The 23,291-nt window shown below is 67.5% G+C and carries 19 protein-coding genes; 9 read left to right on the forward strand and 10 right to left on the reverse strand.

Annotation, left to right across the window (positions count from 1 at the left end):
- Positions 1–68 precede the first annotated feature (68 nt).
- The 3 genes from adh (at position 69) to ACQR1X_RS06830 (ending at position 3,839) form a co-directional block, all read left to right on the forward strand.
- Positions 69–1,586: an aldehyde dehydrogenase gene (adh, locus tag ACQR1X_RS06820; RefSeq protein WP_315804808.1), complete on the forward strand. Its 1,518-nt coding sequence runs from the start codon at positions 69–71 to the stop codon at positions 1,584–1,586.
- Between the two features lie 443 nt (positions 1,587–2,029).
- Positions 2,030–2,551: a PAS domain-containing protein gene (locus ACQR1X_RS06825; RefSeq protein WP_315804809.1), complete on the forward strand. Its 522-nt coding sequence runs from the start codon at positions 2,030–2,032 to the stop codon at positions 2,549–2,551.
- Positions 2,529–3,839 (forward strand): methyl-accepting chemotaxis protein, encoded by a 1,311-nt coding sequence (locus ACQR1X_RS06830; protein ID WP_315804846.1) that lies wholly within the window; start codon positions 2,529–2,531, stop codon positions 3,837–3,839. The genes ACQR1X_RS06825 and ACQR1X_RS06830 overlap by 23 nt, the downstream gene beginning before the upstream one ends.
- 184 nt (positions 3,840–4,023) lie before the next feature.
- Here ACQR1X_RS06830 and ACQR1X_RS06835 read toward each other — a convergent pair whose 3' ends face one another.
- The 7 genes from ACQR1X_RS06835 to ACQR1X_RS06865 form a co-directional block, all read right to left on the reverse strand.
- Entirely contained in the window at positions 4,024–4,491 is a 468-nt protein-coding gene (locus ACQR1X_RS06835; RefSeq protein ID WP_434838620.1) for a J domain-containing protein, read from the reverse strand.
- 83 nt (positions 4,492–4,574) lie between these two features.
- Positions 4,575–4,913, reverse strand: a complete 339-nt coding sequence (locus ACQR1X_RS06840; RefSeq protein WP_434838621.1) for a Rieske 2Fe-2S domain-containing protein — start codon at positions 4,911–4,913, stop codon at positions 4,575–4,577.
- Between the two features lie 239 nt (positions 4,914–5,152).
- A complete protein-coding gene (locus ACQR1X_RS06845; RefSeq protein ID WP_316177367.1) occupies positions 5,153–6,100 on the reverse strand; it encodes an ABC transporter substrate-binding protein in 948 nt (315 codons plus the stop codon).
- A gap of 100 nt (positions 6,101–6,200) precedes the next feature.
- Complete coding sequence (locus tag ACQR1X_RS06850) at positions 6,201–7,241, reverse strand: ABC transporter permease subunit (RefSeq protein ID WP_315804813.1); 1,041 nt, start codon at positions 7,239–7,241, stop codon at positions 6,201–6,203.
- Positions 7,234–8,757: a sugar ABC transporter ATP-binding protein gene (locus tag ACQR1X_RS06855; protein WP_316177369.1), complete on the reverse strand. Its 1,524-nt coding sequence runs from the start codon at positions 8,755–8,757 to the stop codon at positions 7,234–7,236. Before ACQR1X_RS06855 ends, ACQR1X_RS06850 begins: the two co-directional genes overlap by 8 nt.
- 149 nt (positions 8,758–8,906) lie before the next feature.
- A complete protein-coding gene (gene xylB / locus ACQR1X_RS06860) occupies positions 8,907–10,352 on the reverse strand; it encodes a xylulokinase (protein WP_316216529.1) in 1,446 nt (481 codons plus the stop codon).
- A gap of 243 nt (positions 10,353–10,595) precedes the next feature.
- A complete protein-coding gene (locus ACQR1X_RS06865; protein WP_316216530.1) occupies positions 10,596–11,057 on the reverse strand; it encodes a hypothetical protein in 462 nt (153 codons plus the stop codon).
- Between the two features lie 333 nt (positions 11,058–11,390).
- Here ACQR1X_RS06865 and ACQR1X_RS06870 point away from each other — a divergent pair, with 333 nt between their 5' ends.
- From ACQR1X_RS06870 to ACQR1X_RS06885, 4 genes are all read left to right on the forward strand, one after another.
- Complete coding sequence (locus ACQR1X_RS06870; RefSeq protein ID WP_316216531.1) at positions 11,391–12,203, forward strand: SDR family oxidoreductase; 813 nt, start codon at positions 11,391–11,393, stop codon at positions 12,201–12,203.
- Between the two features lie 172 nt (positions 12,204–12,375).
- Positions 12,376–13,512: a diguanylate cyclase domain-containing protein gene (locus ACQR1X_RS06875; RefSeq protein ID WP_434898547.1), complete on the forward strand. Its 1,137-nt coding sequence runs from the start codon at positions 12,376–12,378 to the stop codon at positions 13,510–13,512.
- A 94-nt stretch (positions 13,513–13,606) separates the two neighbouring features.
- Complete coding sequence (locus ACQR1X_RS06880; protein WP_434898548.1) at positions 13,607–14,941, forward strand: acyclic terpene utilization AtuA family protein; 1,335 nt, start codon at positions 13,607–13,609, stop codon at positions 14,939–14,941.
- Positions 14,942–15,026: 85 nt separating this feature from the next.
- Positions 15,027–16,577, forward strand: coding sequence for a GMC family oxidoreductase (locus tag ACQR1X_RS06885; RefSeq protein WP_434898549.1), 1,551 nt, complete (start codon positions 15,027–15,029; stop codon positions 16,575–16,577).
- A 3-nt stretch (positions 16,578–16,580) separates the two neighbouring features.
- Here the strand turns inward: ACQR1X_RS06885 and ggt are convergent, their stop codons facing one another.
- Complete coding sequence (ggt, locus tag ACQR1X_RS06890) at positions 16,581–18,254, reverse strand: gamma-glutamyltransferase (protein ID WP_434895015.1); 1,674 nt, start codon at positions 18,252–18,254, stop codon at positions 16,581–16,583.
- Between the two features lie 217 nt (positions 18,255–18,471).
- On the opposite strand from ggt, the gene ACQR1X_RS06895 reads away from it, so the two are divergent.
- Both ACQR1X_RS06895 and ACQR1X_RS06900 read left to right on the forward strand, forming a co-directional pair.
- The gene (locus ACQR1X_RS06895) at positions 18,472–19,965 is read left to right on the forward strand and encodes an amidohydrolase family protein (RefSeq protein WP_410051914.1); all 1,494 of its coding nucleotides are present in this window, start codon (positions 18,472–18,474) and stop codon (positions 19,963–19,965) included.
- Positions 19,962–20,891, forward strand: coding sequence for a CobW family GTP-binding protein (locus tag ACQR1X_RS06900; RefSeq protein WP_434895016.1), 930 nt, complete (start codon positions 19,962–19,964; stop codon positions 20,889–20,891). Before ACQR1X_RS06895 ends, ACQR1X_RS06900 begins: the two co-directional genes overlap by 4 nt.
- 16 nt (positions 20,892–20,907) lie before the next feature.
- On the opposite strand, the gene ACQR1X_RS06905 is transcribed toward ACQR1X_RS06900, so the two are convergent.
- Together ACQR1X_RS06905 and ACQR1X_RS06910 are read right to left on the reverse strand one after the other, a co-directional pair.
- Positions 20,908–22,044 (reverse strand): GGDEF domain-containing protein, encoded by a 1,137-nt coding sequence (locus ACQR1X_RS06905; protein ID WP_316238115.1) that lies wholly within the window; start codon positions 22,042–22,044, stop codon positions 20,908–20,910.
- Positions 22,045–22,137: 93 nt separating this feature from the next.
- Positions 22,138–23,202, reverse strand: a complete 1,065-nt coding sequence (locus tag ACQR1X_RS06910; protein WP_434846179.1) for a DnaJ domain-containing protein — start codon at positions 23,200–23,202, stop codon at positions 22,138–22,140.
- Between the last annotated feature and the right edge of the window lie 89 nt (positions 23,203–23,291).

Below are 23,291 nucleotides of genomic sequence, written 5' to 3' on the forward strand. Positions count from 1 at the left end.
GTCTGTCGTGCCGGTTTGATCGAGCCTCCCTGCAACGCCGTGTGCATCGGCGTGAATGGGAGAGAGAGATGACCAAGGTTGACGTCAATGCGGCGCTCAAGCCGCCTTTCGCTGCGCGTTACGACAACTTCATCGGCGGCGCCTGGAAGGCCCCCAACGCCGGCAAATATTTCGACAACATTTCGCCGATCACCGGCCAGCCGGTGTGCCAGATCGCGCGCTCCGATGCGTCCGACATCGAGGCCGCGCTCGACGCCGCGCATGCCGCCAAGGACGGCTGGGCCCGTACCAGCGTGACCGAACGCGCGATGGTCCTCAACAGGATCGCCGACCGCATGGAGGCCAATCTCGACAAGCTCGCGCTCGCCGAGACCTGGGACAACGGCAAGCCGATCCGCGAGACCACCGCCGCCGACATCCCGCTCGCCATCGATCACTTCCGTTATTTCGCCGGCGTGATCCGCGCCCAGGAAGGCTCGATCGCCGAGATCGACCACGACACCATCGCCTATCACTTCCACGAGCCGCTCGGTGTCGTCGGCCAGATCATTCCGTGGAATTTCCCGATCCTGATGGCGGCGTGGAAGCTCGCGCCGGCGCTCGCCGCCGGCAATTGCGTCGTGCTCAAGCCGGCCGAGCAGACGCCGGCCTCGATCCTGGTGCTGATGGAAATCGTCGGCGACCTGCTGCCGCCGGGTGTGCTCAACGTCGTCAACGGCTTCGGCCTCGAAGCCGGCAAGCCGCTGGCGTCGTCGAACCGCATCGCCAAGATCGCCTTCACCGGCGAGACCTCGACGGGGCGCCTGATCATGCAATACGCCTCGCAGAACCTGATCCCGGTGACGCTGGAGCTCGGCGGCAAGTCGCCGAACATCTTCTTCAAGGACGTCTGCGCCGAAGATGACGACTTTCTCGACAAGGCGATCGAAGGCTTCGTGATGTTCGCGCTCAACCAGGGCGAGGTCTGCACCTGCCCGAGCCGCGCGCTCATTCACGAGTCGATCTACGAGCGCTTCATGGAGCGCGCGCTGCAGCGCGTCGGGGCGATCGTGCAGGGCAGCCCGCTCGATCCGGCGACGATGATCGGCGCGCAGGCCTCCTCCGAGCAGATGTCCAAGATCCTGTCCTACATCGACATCGGCAAGCAGGAGGGCGCGCAGCTCCTGATCGGCGGCGAGCGCAATGTGCTCGGCGGCGATCTCGCCGGCGGCTACTACGTCAAGCCGACGGTGTTCAAGGGGCACAACAAGATGCGCGTGTTCCAGGAAGAGATCTTCGGACCCGTGGTCTCGGTCACGACCTTCAAGACCGAGGACGAGGCGCTGGCGATCGCCAACGACACGCTCTACGGCCTGGGGGCCGGCGTGTGGAGCCGCGACGCCAACACCTGCTACCGCTTCGGCCGCAATATCCAGGCGGGGCGCGTCTGGACTAACTGCTATCACGCCTACCCGGCGCATGCGGCATTCGGCGGCTACAAGCAGTCCGGCGTCGGACGCGAGACCCACAAGGTGATGCTCGACCACTACCAGCAGACCAAGAACATGCTGGTCAGCTATAGCCCGAAGAAGCTCGGCTTCTTCTGAGGCAGGGGGCGCCGGGCCGGTCGGGCATGAGCGCCCCGACCGGCCCGTGCGCGTCTCATGAGGTTGCGGGGCGTCACGTACGCACCTCCTGGTCCTTGTGCCACATCTTCCAACAAGGCGACGGCCGACGCGATCCTCCGGCCAGCGGTCCGCACCGATCGCCGGCCATCGAGCCGGCGCGCCCCGTCCCCGCCGCGGGCGCCACCTGTATTCTGGCGGGGGCTCCCAGTTAACGCGATGTTTCACAGTTAACGTCAGATTGAGGCCGGGAGGCGGACAGCCTTCTCCTGGGCCCGGCGAAAGCCGGCCGATGGGGTCCTGGCGACACCTGGCCGCACGCCGGGCGGCGCCGGTTGTGCCCGCGCGTCGACCGGACCGGCCGTACGGGCCGGGCCATCCCGTCTGTCCGCCCCGCATCGTGATGACCGCAAGGAGGACCAGTCATGGCCCACATTGTGAAACCGACCGGCATCGAGCACATGCTCGGCGAAGAAGACCTGATCGTCTCGAAGACCGACCGCAAGGGACGCATCACCTACGCCAACGACGTCTTCGTTCGCATGGCCAGGTACAGCTATGACGAGCTCCTGGGAGCGCCTCACAGCCTGATCCGCCATCCCGAGATGCCGCGATGCGTCTTCAAGCTGCTGTGGGACACGCTGGAGGCCAAGCGCGAGATCTTCGCCTATGTCGTCAACCTGGCCAAGGACGGCAGCCATTATTGGGTGCTCGCCCATGTGACGCCGACGCTGGACGACCAGGGCAATATCATCGGCTACCATTCCAACCGCCGCAGACCCGAGCGTGGGCCGATCGAGAGCCTCAAGCCGATCTACAAGACGTTGTGCGACGAGGAGGCGCGCCACGCCAATGCCAAGGACGGCCTGCGCGCAAGCTTTGACATGATGGTCTCGGCGATCAAACAACAAGGCGTTGATTATGATGAGTTCGTGCTCTCTCTCTAAGGCCCAGATCGCGATCGCGGCCGCGGCGCTGCTGGCACTCGGCGGGCTGGCCTGGCTCGTCGTCGCCGGCGCGACCCCGCCCGCCGCAGGCGGAGCGCTGCTCATCGCTGTTGCGCTGCTGCTCGGCCTTGGCTTGTGGCAACTGCGGGTGGCATCTGCCGTGATCGCGGAGGCGGCCAAGGTCTGTCACAGCGCAGCCAAGGGCAATCTCGAGCCGCGGCTGCTGAGCCGGCGCCAGCACGGCGACATAGGTCTGTTGCAGAAATCGATCAACGACATGCTCGACATCACCGACGCCTTCGTGCGCGAGGCGTCGGCGTCGATGGACTATGCCAGCCGCGGCAAGCATTTCCGCAAGATCATGGTGCGGGGCCTGCCTGGCGCATTCCGCCGCTCGGCGGCGATCATCAACCAGGGCACCGACGGCCTCGGCCGCCGGGTGGTCGACATTGCGGGTCTGGCACGGCAGTTCGGCACGCAGCTCGATCAGATCGTCGTCAGCCTCGTCGGCGCGGCGGGGGATCTCGAGTCCGACGCCGGCCACGTCGCGACGGCCGCGACGGAAACCAGCCGCCGCACCGAGGATGTGATCGCGGCTTCGGGGCGCGCGTCGTCCAATGTGCAGACGGCGGCGGGCGCGGCGGATCAGCTCGCGTCCTCGATCGCCGAAATCGGCCGGCAGGTCTCACGCTCCACCGAAAGCGCGGGGCGTGCGGTCGGTGAGGCCAACCGTGCCGGCGGCGAGATCCGCGAGCTTGCCGATGCGGCGGTCCGGATCGGTGACGTGGTCAAGCTGATCAGCGAGATCGCTGAACAGACCAACCTCCTGGCGCTGAATGCGTCGATCGAGGCGGCGCGGGCCGGCGATGCCGGGCGCGGCTTTTCCGTCGTTGCGGCCGAGGTCAAGAGTCTCGCCGACCAGACCGCCAAGGCGACCGAGGAGATCAGCGCCAAGGTCAACGAGATGCAGCACTCGACCTCGACGTCGGTCGCGGCGGTCGAGGCGATCGCGCGGACGATCGCCGAGATCGACGAGATCGCGTCCACCATCTCGGCCGCGGTCGACCAGCAGGCGGCGGCGACGCAGAACATCGCGCACAACGTTCAGGAAGCCTCGTCCGGCACGGCACGGGTCGCGTCAGACGTCGGCGCGATCAGCAGCGCTGCCGCCGACACCGGCCGGATCGCATCGCGAGTCAACAATGCCTCCGAGCGGGTCCATGGCGAGGTCGAGACGCTGCGTCGCGAGGTCGACCAGTTCATGAAGCGGCTGATGGCCACGGGATAGCCTGGAGTTGCGCGTCGTCACGCGCGCACCACCGGGCCCGTGCGCCCCATCTTGCGGCAACGCGACGTCCGTCTGACGGCCAGTCGCACGAAAGCGTCCGGCCGGCGCGGGCGCCGGCTTGGATCCCGCTCTTGGCTCACTCAGCCCATTTCGTGGCTGTCGGCCGCTTCATCGCCAGCGATCTTCAGCCCAACTGTGCCAGCAGCGCATCGCGCGCTTCGGAAATGCGCCGATAAAGGTCATTGCTGCCGCCGGCGTCGGGATGTGCGGTCTTGGCCAGCCGGCGGAACGCATCCTTGATGTGCGTAGCCGTCAGCGTGCCCTGCAGGGGCAGCTCGAGGACCGCGCGAAAGGCGTCGTCGTTCCGGTCGCGTGCGAGCCGATCCCACAGGGCGCGACGCGCGGCCCGCGCCTCGATGCGCAACGCATCCTGATCCTGTCGCCAGCGTCGTTGTGACATGACGAGGCAGGCACCGAACACGACCCGGCCCTGCGTCTCCAGCTCGTCGAAGCTGAACGGCCCGACGGCGTCGTAGGGCGGCGCGAGCTGCGCGAGCCGGCCCGTTGCACCTTCGACAATGGCGCCGAGCCGGACCGTGTCGACGATCCCCACCGAGCCATTCCAGATCACCCAGTCCGCGGCGCCCGTCATGCTGCTGAACTCGTCGATATGGCGTCCGTTCGCAGCACGGACAGGGAAGTGCCTCGCGGTTGCTCTCGTCTTCGATGTGCCGATCAAGCCGGAGCACGCGCCGGCTTGATCGGACCGACATCGACCTGGATCTCGCCGCCTTCGACCTGCAGGGGATAGGCGTGCAGCGCGTTGCGGACCAGATGCGTGACGCACTTGCCGCTGCCGCCGTCGAAGCCCCATTGATGGTGCGGGCAGGTGATCGTCTTGCCGTCGAACGTCGCCTCCGTCAGCGGCACGTCGGCATGCGGGCAACGGCCGCGAAAGGCCTTCAGCTCGCCGCCGGCGGGCCAGAGCAGCAGCACGCTCTTCTTGCCGACCTGGTACAGGCCCATGCCGCCTTCGGCCATGGCGGTTGTCGGACAGACTGCGGTGAAAGCCATCGGATCGCCTGCTGATTGATGCCGTCAGGCAGGCCCACGCAAGTTCCGGACCAGCGGGGAGGGCGATCTGCACCGCCCGATCAAGTGGATCATTGTCGCAAATGCGACAGACGTGGACTGCCATGCTGATTGTCGTGACGCCCGCGCATTTCAGTTCCCAAAGCAAGACGCCGCCCGGCAAGGGGCGGCGCCGAACCTCATGTGGGATGTTCGAGCTATGTCGGGTCGGCTATTCCTGGCTATTCCTTCCGCTCCGAGGTCCAGCCCTTGTACTCGCCGACATTGTCGCGCGTGATCAGCTTGGAGGGCAGCAGCTCGACGGTCGAGGCGGGCTTCTGGCCGTTGAGCAGGCCGACGCCGATCTGCACGGCGCGGCGCGCCATGAAGAACGGATCCTGCGAGGCCGAGGCCTGGATCTGCTGCGAGGCCGGATCCTTCAGCGCGGCTTCGATGTCGGGCGCGCCGTCGACCGCGGTGATGACGATGCCGGTGCGCCCCTGCTGACGCGCGGCGAGATCGGTGCCGATCGCCTGCGGATCGTTGATGGCGAAGATCGCGTCGATCTTGGGGAAGCGCGTCAGATAGCCCTGCGTCACCGTGAGGCCGCCCTCGCGCGAACCCTTGCCGTCCTGGTCGCTCGACAGCACCTTGATGCCAGGAGCCTTGGCGAACACGCTCTTGCAGCCGTTGACGCGGTCGATCACGGCCGACACCTGCGGCCCGTTCTCGATGATGACGTCGCCCTTGCCGCCGAGCTTGTCGACGATGTACTGGCACGAGATCTCGCCGGCCTGCACGTTGTTGGTGGTCACGGTGGCGTCGGCGCCCTCGGCCGCGGTGTCGACCGCGACGACGATGATGCCGGCGGCCTGCGCCTTCTTGATCGCAGGACCCACCGCCTTCGGATCACCCGGATTGAGCAGGATCATGTCGACGCCCGCGGCGATGAAGTTGTCGATCTGGGTGACCTGCTTGCCGAGATCGTATTCGAAGCCGACCGCGGTGATCTTGACGTTCGGGTTGGTCTTCTTGGCCTCGAACTCCGCGCCCTTCGACAACGCGACGAAGAACGGATTGCCGAGCGAGCCCAGCGAGACGCCGATCGATTTCAGCTCCTTGGCCGACGACGGCGCGGAGCTCATCACGAGCGCAAGCGCGGCACCGGCAAACAAAACCGACTTCAACATTGGTTTCCTCCCTGGCCCTTCCTGTTCGTCTACGCACGGCGGACCAGTGGCCGTGGAAGAATGCGTTGCGGCGGGCCCCGGTGGAGCCCGCCATGTCGTCTCAGGTGCGGGCCGAGCCCTGCAGCCGGTAGCGGTCGAGCGCGACGGCGCCGATGATCACGAGGCCCTTGATGACGTATTGCCAGATGTCGGACACGCCGACCAGGATGAGCCCGTTCGACAACACCGCGATGATGAGCGCGCCGACCAAGGTGCCCCAGATCGAGCCGATGCCGCCGACGAACGACGTGCCGCCGAGAATGACCGCGGTGATGGCGTCGAGCTCGTAGGACTGGCCGAGCTGCAGGCCGTTCGCCGCATAGAGCCGCGCCGCCTGCATGCCGCCGCCGAGGCCGGCGAGCAGGCCGGACATGCCGTAGACGAAGATCAGCACCGCCCAGACCTTGATGCCGGCGAGCCGCGCCGCGCTCTCATTGCCGCCGACGGCATAGATGTGCACGCCGAGCACGGTCCGGCGCAGGATCAGCCAGGAGCCGAGGATCACGAGCAACGCGATCACCGACAGCCAGGGGATCGAGACGACGCCCGGAATGATCGTCAGCGAGGCGTTGCCGATGAAGGCATAGGGAATGGACGGGTTGAACACGGTGGTGTCGCCACCCATCAGGCGGGCGAGACCGCGCACCGCGGTGAGCGATCCGAGGGTCACGATGAACGGCGGCAGCCGCAACAGCGCGATCAGCGCGCCATTGACGACACCGAAGGCAAGGCCCGTCAGCACCGCGGCCGGCAGCCACAGCGCGCCGAGATCTGGCATCTTCGACAGTGTCAGCCCGGCCATCGCCGCGGCGGCCAGGATCGAGCCGACCGAGAGATCGATGCCGCCGGTCAGGATGACAAAGGTCATCCCGGCGGCGAGCACGGTGTTGACCGCGGCCTGCTGCAGCACGATGCCGAGATTCTGTCCGGTGAAGAAGCGTCCCTCCGACAGCAGGTGGAAGCCGACGCAAAGGATGAGCAGCACCGGCAGCATGCCGGCGGCGCGGATCATCAGCCGCAGCCGCTGCTGCTTGTTGTCCGACGCGGACGGCAGGCCGGATGAAGGCGCGGTCTTGGCTTGCGACGAACTGTTGTCAGGCATCGACGTGCTCCGTCCCGGTGGCCAGCGCCATGATGTCTTCCTGGGTGATGGGTGATGTCGTGCTCTGCTGCAGCTCGCCGGCCAGGTGCCCTTCGCGCATCACCAGCACGCGGTCGCAGATGCCGAGGATCTCCGGCAAATCGGACGAGATCACCAGGATCGCGGTGCCCGACTTGGCGAGATTGTCGATGATCGAATAGATCTCGGACTTGGCGCCGACGTCGACGCCGCGCGTCGGCTCGTCCAGGATCAGGACCTTCGGCGCGGTCGCAAGCAGGCGCGACAGCAGCACCTTCTGCTGATTGCCGCCCGACAGCCCGCCGACGGTGACGCCGGGATTGGGGGCGCGGATGCCGAGCGCGGCGAATGCTTCGTCGGCGCGCGTCTTCGCCTTGTCGCGATCGAGAATGCCGCCGAGCTTCGCGTCGCGTCCGATCACGGCGAGGTTGATGTTGTCGGCGCAGGACATGTCGAGAAACAGGCCCAGCGCCTTCCGGTCCTCGGTCAGATAGGCGATCCCGGCATCGAGCGCATCGCGCGGCGTGTCGATGCTGACTTTCTCGCCGTCGAGCTCGATGTGTCCGGTCGTCTTCGGCGCGGCGCCGATGATGAGATGCGCGAGCTCGGTGCGTCCGGCGCCGATCAGCCCGGCGAGGCCGACCACCTCGCCGGCATGAACGGTCAGCGAGCAGTTCTTGACGCGATGGCCGTCGCCGAGATCGACGGCGCTGAGCACTGCGCGGTCACGCTTGGCGTGCGGGTCGTGATCCTTCTTGTAGAACGACGACACGTCGCGGCCGACCATCATGCGGACGATGCTGTCGGCGCGGATCTCCGGCTTGTCGAGCGAGCCGACCAGCCGGCCGTCGCGCAGCACGGTGACGCGGTCGCCGAGCGCATAGACCTCGTCCATGCGATGCGAGATGTAGATGATGGCGAGCCCCTCGGCGCGCAGCTGGCGGATCAGCGCGAACAGCTTCTCGCTCTCGCCGGCGGACAGCGACGTGGTCGGCTCGTCCATGATCAGGATCTTGGACCGTGCATGCAGCGCGCGGGCAATCTCCACCAGCTGGCGCTGGCCCATCGACAACTCGGCCACCAAGGTGGACGCGGTGAAATCGGCGCCGAGCCGGTCCAGGATCGGTCCAGCGCCCTCGCGCATGGTGCTGCGCGCGAGCAGGCCGCTCTGCGACAGCTCGCGCCCGAGATAGATGTTTTCGGCGACCGTCAGGTTCGGCGCCAGCGACAACTCCTGGTAGATGATCGAAATGCCGGCGTTGCGGCCGCCCATCGGCCCTTCGATGCGCACCGGCCGGCCCTCGATGCGGATCTCACCGCCGGGATCCGGGCGATAGGCGCCGGAGAGAATCTTCATCAGCGTGGATTTGCCGGCACCGTTTTCGCCCATCAGCGCATGGACTTCGCCGGCGTAGACGGTGAGGTCGACCTTGTGCAGGGCCTTGATGGTGAAGAATGACTTCGACACCCCTCGCATCTCGAGGATCGGACCGCTCATCGTGCCTCCCAATGCACGTCGTCTTGTCGTCCGCGGCTCGTTGATCGCTGGCGCGGGGTAGCCATTAAACTAGAGGCTGTTGCCGAATACAATATGAAAGAGACGCCGCTGCAACGCGTCGCCGCGACGAATGCCTTTCGGAGATCGGGTTAGCTCGGCCGACGATAGAGCTGTTGCCAGCGCGGCCGCCGCTCGGCATAGGCTGCCGACAGCGCGACGTCCGGCGCGAAGGTCCGCATGCGCGCGGGCGGCGTGCAGACCGCGCCGATGTCCTCGCCGGTAACGGCAAGACGTGCCAGCCGGGCCGCGCCGAAGGCGGCGCCGGTCTCGCCCTCGGCCAGCCGATGAACGGGAATGCCGAGGACATCAGCCAGGATCGCCAGCCAGAGGTCGGAGCGCGATCCGCCGCCGATCGCATCCGCTTCGGCAATCACGAGGCCGGTTTCCCTCAGCGCGTCGCGGCAGTCGGCCAGGGCGAAGGCAACGCCCTCGAGCACCGCCTGGACGATGACGCTGCGATCTGTCGCATGGCTCAGGCCGTCGAGCAGGCCGCGGGCATGGGGATCGTCATGCGGCGTCCGCTCGCCCGCGAGATAGGGCAGGAAGCTGACTGGCGACGGCGCGGCGGGCCGTGCGCCCAGCGGGGCAAGCAGCTCCGTTTCGCTCGCGCCAAGCAGCCGCGCGACCCAGGCGAGGCATGAGGCCGCCGACAGCATCGCGCCGGCCTGCAGCCACATCGCAGGGACGGCATGACAGAAGGTGTGAACGACGCGCTCGGGATTGGCCGTGACGGCGTCGACCGGCGTGATCACGGCGCCGGACGTGCCGAGCGTGATGAAAGTGGCGCCCGGCCTGACAGCGCCGATGCCGACGGCACCGGCCGGGTTGTCGCCCGCGCCGCCCGCGAAGGCCGGACGCTTCGTCATGCCCCAGCGTTCCGCGAGGTCGCTGCGCAACCGGCCCGCCGGCGCGCAGCCTTCGACGAGGCGCGGCATCTGCGCACGCGTCAGGCCGGTGGCGGCGAGGCCCTCGTCCGACCAGTCGCGCCCGACGACATCGAGCCAGAGCGAGCCGGACGCATCGGACATGTCCTCGATCACATCGCCCGTCAGCACCAGCCGGACATAGGCCTTTGGCAGCAGAACCAGCCGCGTGGCCGCGAAGATCTCGGGCTCGTGCGCCGCGATCCACATCAGCTTCGGCGCGGCAAAACCAGGCATCGCCTTGTTGCCGGTGATCATGCGCAAGGCGGGCCAGCGCTGCTCCAGCGCGAGGCATTCCCGCTCCGACCGCCCGTCGTTCCAGAGAATGCAGGGCCGCAACGGATTCATCGCGGCATCGAGCAGCACCGGGCCATGCATCTGGCCCGACAGGCCGATGGCGTCCACCGCCGTCAACGCGCCGGGATGATCGGCCTTGAGCGCATCGAGCGTGGCGAACACCGCGGCGATCCAGGCGGCGGGGTCCTGCTCGGCCCAGCCCGGTCGCGGCACGTCCATCGTCAAGGCGCGGCTGCGGCTCGCAACGACGCGCTGCGCGTCATCGACGATGATCGTCTTGACCGCGGATGTTCCAAGATCGATGCCGAGATACATGAAGGACCCGCTTGCCGCTCGTTGGCCCGCGCGCCCGCCACGGGTCTTCGTCGCGAACGTCCGAGGAGTCGTTGTCGACGAAGTGCGGACAAGCAGCGCCGCAGGCGATGTCGACGACCGCCTGCGGGATTGACCGTATCGCGTTGTATCGCGAAGTCCAGCGCGTATGCCTTGGACGGGGTCGTCGGAGGTGAGGCTGCCGCCGCGGCGGGAGCCCGTAACTGAAGATGGGTGGCCTGAACTTCAAGTCTGGATTTTCTGCGCTTGCCAGCGCTGCCGCCCGGACCCATCATCATCCTTGATGAGGTTCACCTGCTTGCCGTCCGAGGTGCAACTCAGATAGACGCGGCCGCCACTGGTCCCACCGACCACGATGATCTGGTAGTATTCGCAGATCGGCGAATCTGCGGGAACGAACCGCCAGCGCTGCCGCCCGCTGAGATCGTCCTCGGCGATCAGGTTGACTGTCTCGCCGTCGGATGTGCAACTCAGATACGTATATTTGGGCTCAGTGCCACCCTGCACCCTGATGTTGTACACGCCGGGAAAATCGGCAACGGGCACCAAGTCCCAGCCTTGGAGCTCACCTGCCTTGCCGTCCTCGCTGGACAAGCTGACGCTGCCGTTGGTCGCGCCGCTCAGCAGCGAATTGGCCGAAGTGAGGCCACGAAGGACTTGGAAATTGTGCAGGCCGGCTTCGATCATAATCGTCCTCCTCAATATCGGATGGTTGGAAACGCAAGGATTGTAGTCCAGTGGCGGCGCGTCGAACCGTGAAGCGGTTCACACATTCAGCAATCTTAGATTGTAGAACCGTTTTGAAGATCGCGGTAACCTTTCCTCAATGGTCACGTGGGCGAAGCCCGAATCGCAGGCACCAATGCGATCCAAGCTCTACTGCACCGATGCTCCCCGTTCGTCCGATGCAGACTGGTCTTGATGGGGCGCATCCGTGTGGATAACAGATGGCCGGAGCAGATGATCGTATGGTGATCCTCGATTGTCGTTTCGAGCGTCAACCGATCCCCGGAGGAACCCATGCAGCAGCCATCGCGTCTCGCCGGACATTACGCGCTGGTGACCGGTGCGGCCCAAGGCATCGGCCGCGCGATCGCGGTGCGCTTTGCCGAGGAGGGCGCGCATGTCGCGATCAATTTCGGCGGTCCGTCGCCATCGGGCGATGAGACCCTGGCGCTGGTGCACGCGGCCTCCGCCGCGCATGGTCACGGCGCGCGCGATCATTTCGCCGTGAAGGCCGACATCGGCGTCGAGGCCGAGATCGCCGAGATGTTCGAGACCGTGCTGACGCGCTGGCCCCGGCTCGACTGCCTGGTCAACAATGCCGGCTTCCAGCGGGAATCGCCGAGCGAGGCGCTCGACGTCGACGCCTATCGCCAGATCCTCGAGGTCAACCTCAACGGCGCGGTGCTGTGCGCGCGTCATGCGCTGGCGCATTTCGTCGCGCGCGGCGGCGGCAACATCATCAATACGTCGAGCGTGCACCAGATCATTCCGAAGCCCGGCTATCTCGCTTATTCGATCAGCAAGAGTGCGATGGCGGGCCTCACCCGGACCCTCGCGCTCGAATTCGCCGGCCGCGGCATCCGCGTCAATTCGGTCGGGCCCGGCGCGGTCGACACGCCGATCAACGCCGCCTGGACCGATGACCCCGCCAAGCGCGCGGCGGTCGAGTCCCACATTCCGATGGGGCGGGTAGCGAGCCCGGAAGAGATCGCCGGCGTGTTCGCCTTTCTCGCCTCAGCCGAGGCGAGCTACATCACCGGACAGACGATCTATGCCTGCGGCGGCATCACGCTGTTCGGCGAGTTCCGCGACAATTGGGCGAGCTGATCCGACGCCCTGTGTCGCTCTGGCGCGTCATGCGCTGACATCATTCGCATTGTCAGGGTTGCGGTGAGCATCTCTTAAGCATCCGCGGCGCATGGCAGCCCTTCGCGGGTGCAGCGAGATTTCGTTAAGGCGTGGGTACGAGAGTGCGCGCAATTGCCGAAACGGAATTGCGATGCATCGATTGGACCCGGACATTCGTCGCGACCTCGCGCACCTGCTTTACAGCTCGATGCCGCTGGTCGGGACGATCGCGGTCGCGGCCGTCGTGATCGGCAGCGTGATGGCCTGGGTGGCGCACGATCCGGGCTACGCCGCGATCACGGTGGCGCTGCTGGTGATCGGCGCGCTGCGCGTGGTCAAGCTGCGGATGTTCGCCGCGCGCTTCGATCGGCTCGATCACGACGCCATCATTCGCTGGGAACGCCTCTACGGCCTCGGCGCCGCCGCCTTCGGTCTGGCCATCGGTGCGCTGTCGGCCCGCGCGTTCCAGATCGGCGACGGGCCCGGGATCTGGATGTGCTTCGGCCTGTCGATGGCGTTCTGTGTCGGCATCGTGTCGCGCGTCAGCCCGTGGATCGTCATGACCTCGTCGGCGGTGCTGCTGATCCCGACCGTCATCGCCTGCCTGATGCAGCCCGAGCCGGTCTACCGGATGGGCGCCGGCATGGTCGTGCTGTTCTGGATCACGCTGCGCGGGACGTCCTATCGGCTGACGGCCGCCTTCACCGAGCGGATCATGGCCGAGCAGGCGCTGGCGCGGCAGGCGCTGCGCGATTTCCTCACCGGCCTGCCGAACCGGGCTGCATTCATCGCCGCGCTCGGCCGGTGCGATCGTCCCGTGGCGATCATTGCGGTCGATCTCGACGGCTTCAAGCTCGTCAATGACCGGTTCGGCCATCAGGCCGGCGACGAGCTGTTGTGCCAGGTCGGCGCACGCCTGCAGGATTGCCTCGGCGAAGCCGGCCTGGCGGCGCGGTTCGGCGGTGACGAGTTCATGCTGCTGCTGCCCGCAGCCGGACGTGACGCCGCGCTCGCGCTCGCGCAAGCCGCGGTGACGGCGCTGTCGCGTCCCTTCACGCTGGCTGGAACGCGCGTGCAGATCGGCGCCAGCGCCGGCGTTCTGGTCGCGGGGGATCAGCGGGCGGACACGGAAGCGCTGCTCGACCGGGTCGATCGCGCGCTCTATGCCGCCAAGCGCGCCGGCGGCCAGCGATGGTGCTGGGCCGACGAGCACATGGCCGTTGCCGTCGCATGTACGGCGAGCAGCGCGGCCCCGACGCTGGCGCTCGCGGATGAGCAGCATGCCTGATCGTCTGATGCGGACGTTGGCAACGTCGCACCGCGGCCGCTAATGTGGCCGGCAGAAGCCGACGAACGGCGCATGATGTCGGGAGGAGCGGCCGATGCGAAGCATCAGGATCGGCGCCGGCGCGGGCTATTCCGGCGACCGGATCGAGCCCGCGGTGGAGCTCGCGGCGAAGGGCGGCCTGAACTATCTCGTGTTCGAATGCCTTGCGGAGCGCACGATCGCGCTGGCGCAGCACGCGCGCATGAAGGATCCGGCCGCCGGCTATGATCCGCTGCTGGCGGCGCGCATGCAGGCGGTGCTGCCGATCTGCCGCGCCAACAAGGTCCGTATCGTCACCAACATGGGCGCCGCCAATCCGGTCGCCGCGGCCGAAGCCACCCGCGCCATCGCGCGCCAGCTTGGATTGACGGGGCTGAAGATCGCGGCCGTGACCGGCGACGATGTTCTGGAGCCGTTGAAGACAGCGGATGTCGTGCTCGACACCGGCGATACGATCCATGCCCTCGGCAATCGCGTCGTCTCCGCCAACGCCTATGTTGGTGCGGGCGCGATCGCGGAGGCGCTGGCGGGCGGAGCCGATGTCGTGATTACCGGGCGCGCCGCCGATCCGGCGCTGTTCCTCGGACCCCTCATCCATGAGTTCGGCTGGGCGTTGGACGATTGGGATCGGCTCGGGCAGGGCACCGTCGTCGGTCATCTGCTGGAATGCGCCGGCCAGATCACCGGCGGCTATTTTGCCGATCCCGGACTCAAGCACGTTCCCGATCTCGCCCGGCTCGGCTTTCCGATCGGCGAGGTGCGCGAGGACGGCGAGCTGATCGTGACCAAGGTCGCGGGCTCCGGCGGCTGCGTCACGCCGGCAACGGTGAAGGAGCAACTGCTCTATGAGATCCACGATCCCGCGCAATATTTCCAGCCCGACGTCGTGGCGGATTTCTCGCAGGTGACCGTCGAGGAGCTCGGTGCGGACCGGGTCAGGGTGGTTGGCGGCCGCGGCCGGCCGAAGACCGGACTGCTGAAGACTTCGGTCGGCTATCTCGATTCCTATGTCGGCGAAGGGCAGATCTCCTATGCCGGCCCGGGCGCGGTCACGCGCGGCCGCCTCGCGCTCGATATCGTCAGGGAGCGCCTCGCGCTCACCGGCGTGGCGGTGAGCGAGCTGCGCTGCGACCTGATCGGGCTGAATGCGCTGCATGGCGACGATCGCGCAGAGGGCGCCGAGCCCTGCGAGGTGCGCGTTCGCGTTGCCGGGCGGACCGAGACGATGGCCGAAGCCGTCCGCATCGGCAACGAGGTCGAGACGCTCTACACCAATGGCCCGGCGGGCGGCGGCGGCGCCTGGAAATCGGCGCGCGAGGTGATCGCCGTGGCCTCCTGTCTCGTGGCCGAGGATGCGCCGCAGCTCTGCGTCGGCATGCTGGTGGCCTGAATTTTCAAGGGCTTCACGGATCGCTCCCGGCAGCGCAAGCTGGCCGTCATGATTGCGACGCCTGAGAACAGCGGGAATTCAGTCCATGCATGACGTCATTGTGGTCGGCGGCGGCTCCGCGGGCGCAGCCGTCGCTGCGCGCCTGTCGGAAGACTCCCGGACGCGGGTGCTGCTGCTGGAGGCCGGCGCCGACTGGCGCGCGGACGACGCGCCGTGGGAGATCGCGACGCCGAACCCGATTCCGATCATCCATGATCGCGCCTTCCAGGAGAAATGGCAGTGGCCGCAGTTGATGTCCCGCCGCGTCGCCGGGCAGGACATGCGCTTCTACTGGCGCGGCAAGGGGCTGGGCGGCAGCTCGATGATGAACGGGCAGATCGCGATCCGCGGTGTGGCCGATGCGTTCGACGAATGGGCGGCCAATGGCTGCACGGGATGGTCGGCCAAGGACATCATGCCGCTGTTCGCGGTGATCGAGGACGATCTCGCGCTTGGCGATCGCGAGGGCCACGGTCGCGGCGGGCCGCTTCCGGTCTACCGCGCACCGCCTGACAAATGGGGGCCGATCGACCGCGGCCTGCGCGATGCCGCGCTCGCGAGCGGCTATCCCTGGTGCGACGATCTCAACGGGCCCGATGGCGAGGGCGTCGCCTGCTATCCGATCAACAGCCGCAATGGCCGGCGCATCTCCACCAACGAGGCCTATCTGGAGCCGGCCCGCGGCCGTTCGAACCTCGAGATCCGCGGGCGGGCGCTGGTCGAGCGGCTGCTGATCAGCGACGGAAGGGCGACCGGCGTGCGCGTCCATGTCGAGGGTGAAGGCGTGATGGACATCGCGGCGCGCGAGGTCGTGCTGTGCGCCGGCGCCATCCATAGTCCGGCGATCCTGCTGCGCTCGGGCATCGGCCCCGCGGCGGATCTTCAGGCGCTCGGCATCGCCGTGCTGCGCGACCTTCCCGTGGGACGGCACTTCTTCGATCATCCGCTGTTCCGCACCACCATTCAATTGCGCGACGCGCTGCGTCCGACCGATCGCGACACCCGCCACACCAATTGCTGCGTCACCTACTCGTCGGGCCTCGCCGGCGGCGGCAAGCGCGACATGATCCTGATCGCGTTCAATCATCGCGGCATCGGCGTACCAGGCGCGATCGGCGCCGGCCTGTTCAACGCCTTCTCGCGCGGTACGCTCAAGCTCGCCTCGACCGATCCGCGCGTGGATCCGATCGTCGAGGAGAACATGCTGGCCGATCCGCGCGACATCGCGCGGATGCGCGATGCGGTGAGGCGGCTGGCGCTGATCACGGTGCAGCCGGCGCTGCACGACATCGCCGACTGGATTCGCCTCGGCGATACGGAGTTCACCCTGCCGCAGGCGGCTGCGCTGCCCGATGCCGAGCTCGATGCGCTGCTGCGGCAGGTCACCGGCGACATCCAACATGCCGCCGGGAGCTGCCGCATGAGCGGCTTCACCGATGACGATGGCGTGGTCGATCCGGACGGCCGCGTGAAGGGCATTGCCGGCCTGCGCGTCGCCGACGCCTCGATCATGCCGTCGGACTGCCGCGCCAACACGCATTTCACCACCGTCGTGATCGGCGAGGCGATCGCGCGGATGATGCGAGAGCGCCTGTAGAGCTCACGCGATGGCGAAGCGGAGCCCGGCGCGGGCGCGCCCGCCGGAGATCGCGATCGGCGTGCCGTCGGCGCGCCAGCACGCGGCACCCGTCAGCGTGCCGTCGTCGCCGAACGCGATCGCGTTCATGCCGCCGGCCACGACCGGCTCGCGCTTGATCTCGTGGCCGCGTCCGGCGAGCTCCCGCGCCACATGGTCGGGGAAAGCCGGCTCCAGCTCGAGCGCGCCGCCCTGCGTCCACAGCCGCGGCGCCTCGACCGCCTCCTGCAACGACATGCCGTGGTCGATCAGGTTGACCAGCGCCTGGAAGGCCGAAGGAAAGATGCGCAAGCCCCCGGGCAGGCCGAGCGCATAGCGCAGGCGGCCGTCGCGCAGCGCCATCATCGGCGCCATCGAGGTGAAGACGCGCTTGCCCGGCTGGATCGACAGCGCGCGGCCCGGATGCGGATCGAAATTGTACATGTAGTTGTTGGCGGTCATGCCGGTGCCCGGGATCTGTACGCAGGCGCCGAACAGGCCGTTGATGGTCTGGGTCGCCGCGACGACGTTGCCCGCGGCATCGGCGACCGTGACATGGGTGGTGTTGGCGGACTCCGTCGGCGCAAGCCCAGGACCGAAGCTCCGTGCCCGGCGCATGTCGATCTCTGCCCGCCGCTCGGCGGCATAGGTCTTGGATGTCAGGCGCGCGACCGGCACGTCGACGAATGCAGGATCGGCGGTGGCGACCGCCCGATCGGCGAAGGCGATCTTCAGCGCTTCGGCGAGCAGATGGGCGCCGTCGGCCGAGCCGAAGCCGAGCCCGCCGACGTCGAAGCCCTCGAGGATGTTCAGCATCTGCACGATGTGCACGCCGCCGGACGAGGGCGGCGGGGGGCCGATGATCTCATGGCCGCGATAGAGCCCGCGGATCGGCGCGCGCTCGATCACCGCGTAGGCGGCGAGGTCGGCCGCATCGATCAGGCCGCCACTTTGGGCCATGTAGTTGGCCAGCGCGATCCCGAGCGGACCGCCGTAGAGAGCGTCCGGACCGTGCTCCGCGATCAGCCGCAGCGAGCGGGCATAGTCGGCCTGGATCACGCGGGCGCCGGGCCTGACCGGCGTGCCGTCCGGCAGGAACAGCGCGGCGAGATGCGGATCGCGCGCGAGGTCGTCCGCGACCAGCCGCACGCAATCGTTGAGATAGGGACTGGCGACGAAGCCGTGCTCGGCGAGCCGGATCGCCGGCGCCATCACCTCGGCCAGCGGCAGCCGGCCGAAGCGCGACAGGGCCTCGCACCATCCCTTCAGCGCACCGGGCACGGCGACCGCGAGCGCGCCTGCGACATTGCGGCGGCCGCGCGTCTCGCGCGCCAGCGCGATCTCGTCGGAGACCGGATCATACATTCCTGGCGTGGCGCGCCGCGGCGCGGTGCTCAATCCGTCGAGCACGATGTGCCGTCCATCCGCAAGTCGGATGTGCGACAGGCCGCCGCCCAGAATGCCGACCATCATCGGCTCGACCACCGTCAGCGCGAACAGTGCGGCGACCGCGGCATCGATCGCGTTGCCGTCGCGCATCAGCATCTCGGCGCCGGCGCTGGAGGCGAGCGGATGGTTGGTGACGACCATCCCGCGCGCGCCGGTCGCCGGCTGCTTCTCGCAGGTGAAGTCGGCGATGCGCCGTGTGGGCGAATCCATTCGGGTCTCCTCTGTCGAACGGCGGATGCCGAGAGGTCGTTGTTCGCAATCCTGACCGATCGCTTGCGCAAGGGGAAGAGCGGGGGCGGCAGGTCGACGAACTGATAAGTGCGCCACGCATGGCTCGGAGAGAATCGATCTCTCCCGCCGCGTTCTCATCGTCGCGCATCTGTGTTAGGGCTTTCAGCAGTTCCACTTCGCGAGCCCAGCTGATTTCATGCCTCACTACGATCTGATCATTCGCGGCGGTCGCGTGCTCGACCCGGAAACGAAGCTCGACGCCACGGCCGATGTCGCCATCAAGGATGGCGCAATTGCTGCCGTGGGCGATGTCGGCGGGGCTGCCGATCAGGTGGTCGATGCGGCCGGCCTCGCCGTCGTACCCGGCTTCATCGATCTGCACGCCCACGGCCAGTCGCTGCCGGCGGACCGCATGCAGGCGTTCGACGGCGTCACCACGACGCTCGAGCTCGAGATCGGCGTGATGCCGGTGGCGCGCTGGTATGACGAGCAGGCGGCGATCGGCCGCCTTCTGAATTACGGCGCAGCGTCGGGCTGGGTGTTCGCGCGCATCGCGACGATGACGACCCAGCAGACCGCGTCCAACATCGCCGGCATGGGCGAGGCGATGCGCGACAAGCGATGGGTCGAGGAGGTCGCGACCGCGGCCGAGACCGCCGAGATCGTCGAGCGCACCCGGCAGGGTCTGGAGCAGGGCGGTCTCGGCATCGCCTTCCCGAACGCCTACGCGCCCGGCACCGGCATGAAGGAGCTGTCGGAGCTGTGCAGCCTGGCGGCCAGGCACGATGTGCCGACCTACACGCACATCGCCTACATGTCGAACGTCGATCCGCGCAGCTCGGTCGATGCCTACACGCGGCTGATCGGGCTGGCCGGCTCGACCGGCGCCCACATGCACATCTGCCATTTCAACAGCACGAGCCTGCAGGATGTCGAGCGCTGCGCCGAACTGGTGCAGACCGCGCAGAAGCAGGGCCTGAAGGTCACGACTGAAGCCTATCCCTACGGCACCGGCTCGACCGTGGTTGGCGCCGGCTTCTTCGCCGACCCCGCGTTCTGCCAGCGCATGGGCACCGGCTATGACGCGATCGAGATGGTGGCCGAGCGCCACCGGCTCGGCAGCCGCGACGAATTGCTCGCGCGGCAGCAGGACGATCCTGGCGCATTGGTGCTGATCCATTTCCTCGATGTCGCCGTCAACCAGCGCCACCGCGACCTGCTCGACGTCTCCGTGCTGTTTCCGGGCGGCGCCATCGCTTCCGATGCAATGCCGTGGATCCTGTCCAACGGCACCGACTACACCGGCGACGCCTGGCCGCTGCCGGATGACGCGGTGTCGCATCCGCGCTCATCGGCGACGTTCACCAAATTCCTGCGCGAATGGGTGCTGGACCGCAAGGCGGTGCCGCTGATGGAGGGCCTCGCCAAGTGCACGCTGATTCCGGCCCGGATTCTGGAACCGTCGACGCCCGCGATGCGCAAGAAGGGACGGCTGCAGGCCGGCTGCGACGCCGACATCGCGGTGCTCGATCTCGTGGGCCTGCGTGACCGCGCCGACTTCCTCAACATGAACCGGCCGTCCGAGGGCGTGAGGCATCTGCTTGTCAATGGCCGCGCGGTCATCGCCAATGGCGAGCTCGTTCGCGACGTCAGGCCGGGACAGGCCGTGCGCCGTCCGGTCCTGTCATGAACGTCCCGGTCCTGCTGGTTGCCGGCTCGCTCGGCGCCGGCAAGACGACCCTGCTCAATCATCTGCTCGCCAATCCGGGCGGGCGGCGCATCGCCGCCGTTGTCAACGACTTCGGCGCGGTCGACGTCGACGCGCAACTGCTCGGCACCGTCACCGAAGGCGTGATCAGCCTCAAGAACGGCTGCATCTGCTGCTCGCTGCAGGGCGACCTGCTGCGCACGCTGTCCTCCGTCATCAAGCGCGATCCGGCACCCGATGCGATCGTGATCGAAACATCGGGCATCTCCGATCCCGCCGAGATCATCCGCAGCCTGATGGATCCCGTGATCTTCAGGGTCGCGCCGCTGGAGACCGTGGTCACGCTGGTCGATCCGCAGCGGCTGCGCGATGATCCCGGGATCGAGCAGGACGCGCTGTGGCGCTCGCAACTGCGCGCCGCCGATTTCGTGCTGCTGACCAAGGCCGATCTGCTCGACCGCGCCGCGCTCGATGCGGTCCGCGGCGTCGTCGGCGGCATCAAGCCGCAATCGGCGATCTTCGAGATATCGCATGGCGTCGTCGCGCCGGACCTGCTGTTCAGCCGCGACATTCGCGCGCCGCGAGAGCTACCCAAGCAGGTGCCGACGATGTCGCAACCTTTCGCAACCCTCACCTGGACCTCCCGTGCTCCGCTGTCGCTGGCCCGCTTCCAGCAGGTGATCGGAAAGCTCGCGCCGCGCACCCTGCGCATCAAGGGCATCCTGCTGTTCACCGACCATCCGGGACAGCCGATCCTGTTTCAGTCGGTGGCGACGCGTGGCACCTTGGCGCCGTCGCCGGTGTCGCCCGCCGATGGCCTCACGGCGCAGCTCGTGCTGATCGGACGCGAAGGTGAGCTCGACGCCGGGGAGATCGACGCGCTGCTGCGCGAGATGATCCTCGCCTGAGATCGAAGGCCGCGCGTCAGCCCGCCTGCCGCAACGCGCCGTCCGCAGCTTCGGCCCAGGTGCAGCAGCCGCCCCCGGCGCGCTTGGCGGCGTAGAGTGCGCTGTCGACCTGGCGCAGAACCTCGTCCATGGACTCGTCCGTGAGCGGCCGGTCGTTCACCAGCAGGCCGGCGCTGGCGCCGATCACCACGGGAATGTCGGACAGCAGGAACGGCATCGACAGCGAGCGGACCGCCTCGCGCGCGAGCGCCAGCGCCTCGTCGCGTCCGTCCGCGCCGCTCGCCACCGGCTTCAGCAGCATGAACTCATCGCCGCCGAAGCGCGCGGCGAGACCGCCCCGGCCGACACAGCTCGACAGCCGGGCTGCGACCTGACGCAGCAGGTCGTCGCCAGCGTGGTGACCGTGGCGGTCGTTGACGGGCTTGAAGCCATCGAGATCGATGGCAACGATCGCGACAGTCCCGGTCGTGCGTTCAAGCGCAGCCAGGAAGGCCGCCCGGTTGGGCAGGTCGGTCAGGAAATCATGGTTGGCCTGGCGGGCCAGCGCGTGCTTGGCCTCGAGCCGCTCGATGAACGCGGTGCTGAGATGGCGCGAGGCTTCGCGGATCGAGAACCAGAACAGCACCAGCAGGACGGCCCCGAGCTGATAGGGCAGCTCCGGGCGCATCAACCCGGCGACGAGCGTCGGGGCGAGCAGCACGGCGGTTGTCGTCAGCACGACCCACGGGCGGATCGCCGCGCGCGACACCATGCCGACGCAATAGGACATCGACAGGCCGAAGGCGATCCATGCGCCCGGAGCATCGTTGAGCTGGAACGCGCGGAAGGTGAGAGCGCCGAGCGCAAGGCCGAAGGCGGCGGCGCCCGCGGCGTACACCTTCTCCCAGAGGATCACGTCGCGATCGGACAGGCGTCCCGCATATTGTTTGTAGCGCAGCAGGCTGACCACGCGACCGATGGCGTTGACGATGATCGCGAATGAGATCGCGATGTAGCCGGGATCGCCGTGCAGGACCGCAAGCGTGACCGAGCCGGTGATGGCGGCCGCGTTGATCGACATGACCTGCGGCAGAGACGTGTACAGCAGATCGACGAGCTCGCGCCGGATCGCCGGGTTCGGATGGATGAATCTGGAAAGCAGCCCATGTCCCATGGGACCACCATGGGACACCTTTCCTAACAGTTGATGGGCGCGAACGATTCGCGCGACGAAGGTTCGGAGTTACCTTAAATCTTCGTCAATCGCTCAGGGGGCGCGGCTGGGGTCGCTGGTTGGATAGACCGGCGTCGCCGTCGACATCCGCGAGGGCATCGGCGCCGCCGCTGCCACTCTCGGCGATTCTGCCTTCGGCGTTTCCGCCTTGATGTCGGATTTTGGCGGGTCGAGCTTCAGCGGCCGCAGCGGCTGACGCTTCGCCATCGCGTCGAGCACGGCGCGGTTCGTCTTCTCGATGCGCTTTGCGGCCGCGACGTCGGCAAAGGCGCGGTCGAATTTGCGCATGCGATAGAACACGATGCCGCGGTCGATATAGGCCTCATGGTAGCGGGGATCGAGCTGGATCGCCGCGTCGAGATCGGCCAGCGCCGCCGCGAAATCGCCCTTCTGGAACGCGGCCATGCCACGATCGTGATGGGCCTGGGCCTCGTTCGAGGCCGTACCCCCGGCGAGCATGGCATCTGCTCCGCATGGTGCGGTGGCGCCTGCCGCACAGGGCGCGCGATCCTGCTCGGCCGAATAGACCACGTCGACCTTGCTGGCCCGCAGCGGCAGTGGCTCGGTGGACGCCGCGTTGTTGCTGCCCGATGCGTTTCCGACCGTTGTGCCGGCAGCCGCCTCGTTGCCTGCGGCCGCGTCGACGGCCGTCGCCGCATCGGCGGGGCCATCGATCGGCTTGGCGGGAACCTCGTTCGGCTTCACCTTGTTGGTGGCAACCACGATCGGCTCGAGCGGCGCGACGGACGCCGAGGACATGTGCGTGAACAGCAGGTAGCCCGTCAGCGCCAAGGCGGACGCCCCGGCCAGCGCCATCACGCCGGACGCGACCGTGTGAACCCTGGCGACGACCGCGAGCTTGGAATCCTGCCGATGCTCGTCCTGCGCGGCTCCGAGCAGCCGGTCATAGGCCGTGCGCTGCTCCTTGTCGCCGAGAATGTCGTTGGCGCGGATGATCTGTCGAAACCGCAGCGCGGCGTCCGGATCGCCGGGATTGACGTCGGGGTGGCTCTCTTTGACCGCTTTGCGGAAGGCCGCCCGGATATCGTCAGCGTCATCGTCCGGAAGAGCTCCGAGTAAATCGTAAAGCGTCTTCATCGCCGTTCTCGCTGCAGGCTTCCCTCGTCTCCGATCGAAATTCCTACGGCGAATTTACGCTGGAGCACTCGTACTAACTGTTTCCGCTT

It is taken from the genome of Bradyrhizobium sp. HKCCYLRH3073, assembly GCF_051167995.1.
Lineage (GTDB): Bacteria > Pseudomonadota > Alphaproteobacteria > Rhizobiales > Xanthobacteraceae > Bradyrhizobium.

Coding starts and splice junctions, on each gene's coding strand:
- adh (WP_315804808.1), top strand. CDS start 69: ATGACCAAGGTTGACGTCAATGCGGCGCTCAAGCCGCCTTTCGCTGCG.
- ACQR1X_RS06825 (WP_315804809.1), top strand. CDS start 2,030: ATGGCCCACATTGTGAAACCGACCGGCATCGAGCACATGCTCGGCGAA.
- ACQR1X_RS06830 (WP_315804846.1), top strand. CDS start 2,529: ATGAGTTCGTGCTCTCTCTCTAAGGCCCAGATCGCGATCGCGGCCGCG.
- ACQR1X_RS06835 (WP_434838620.1), bottom strand. CDS start 4,491: ATGACGGGCGCCGCGGACTGGGTGATCTGGAATGGCTCGGTGGGGATC.
- ACQR1X_RS06840 (WP_434838621.1), bottom strand. CDS start 4,913: ATGGCTTTCACCGCAGTCTGTCCGACAACCGCCATGGCCGAAGGCGGC.
- ACQR1X_RS06845 (WP_316177367.1), bottom strand. CDS start 6,100: ATGTTGAAGTCGGTTTTGTTTGCCGGTGCCGCGCTTGCGCTCGTGATG.
- ACQR1X_RS06850 (WP_315804813.1), bottom strand. CDS start 7,241: ATGCCTGACAACAGTTCGTCGCAAGCCAAGACCGCGCCTTCATCCGGC.
- ACQR1X_RS06855 (WP_316177369.1), bottom strand. CDS start 8,757: ATGAGCGGTCCGATCCTCGAGATGCGAGGGGTGTCGAAGTCATTCTTC.
- xylB (WP_316216529.1), bottom strand. CDS start 10,352: ATGTATCTCGGCATCGATCTTGGAACATCCGCGGTCAAGACGATCATC.
- ACQR1X_RS06865 (WP_316216530.1), bottom strand. CDS start 11,057: ATGATCGAAGCCGGCCTGCACAATTTCCAAGTCCTTCGTGGCCTCACT.
- ACQR1X_RS06870 (WP_316216531.1), top strand. CDS start 11,391: ATGCAGCAGCCATCGCGTCTCGCCGGACATTACGCGCTGGTGACCGGT.
- ACQR1X_RS06875 (WP_434898547.1), top strand. CDS start 12,376: ATGCATCGATTGGACCCGGACATTCGTCGCGACCTCGCGCACCTGCTT.
- ACQR1X_RS06880 (WP_434898548.1), top strand. CDS start 13,607: ATGCGAAGCATCAGGATCGGCGCCGGCGCGGGCTATTCCGGCGACCGG.
- ACQR1X_RS06885 (WP_434898549.1), top strand. CDS start 15,027: ATGCATGACGTCATTGTGGTCGGCGGCGGCTCCGCGGGCGCAGCCGTC.
- ggt (WP_434895015.1), bottom strand. CDS start 18,254: ATGGATTCGCCCACACGGCGCATCGCCGACTTCACCTGCGAGAAGCAG.
- ACQR1X_RS06895 (WP_410051914.1), top strand. CDS start 18,472: ATGCCTCACTACGATCTGATCATTCGCGGCGGTCGCGTGCTCGACCCG.
- ACQR1X_RS06900 (WP_434895016.1), top strand. CDS start 19,962: ATGAACGTCCCGGTCCTGCTGGTTGCCGGCTCGCTCGGCGCCGGCAAG.
- ACQR1X_RS06905 (WP_316238115.1), bottom strand. CDS start 22,044: ATGGGACATGGGCTGCTTTCCAGATTCATCCATCCGAACCCGGCGATC.
- ACQR1X_RS06910 (WP_434846179.1), bottom strand. CDS start 23,202: ATGAAGACGCTTTACGATTTACTCGGAGCTCTTCCGGACGATGACGCT.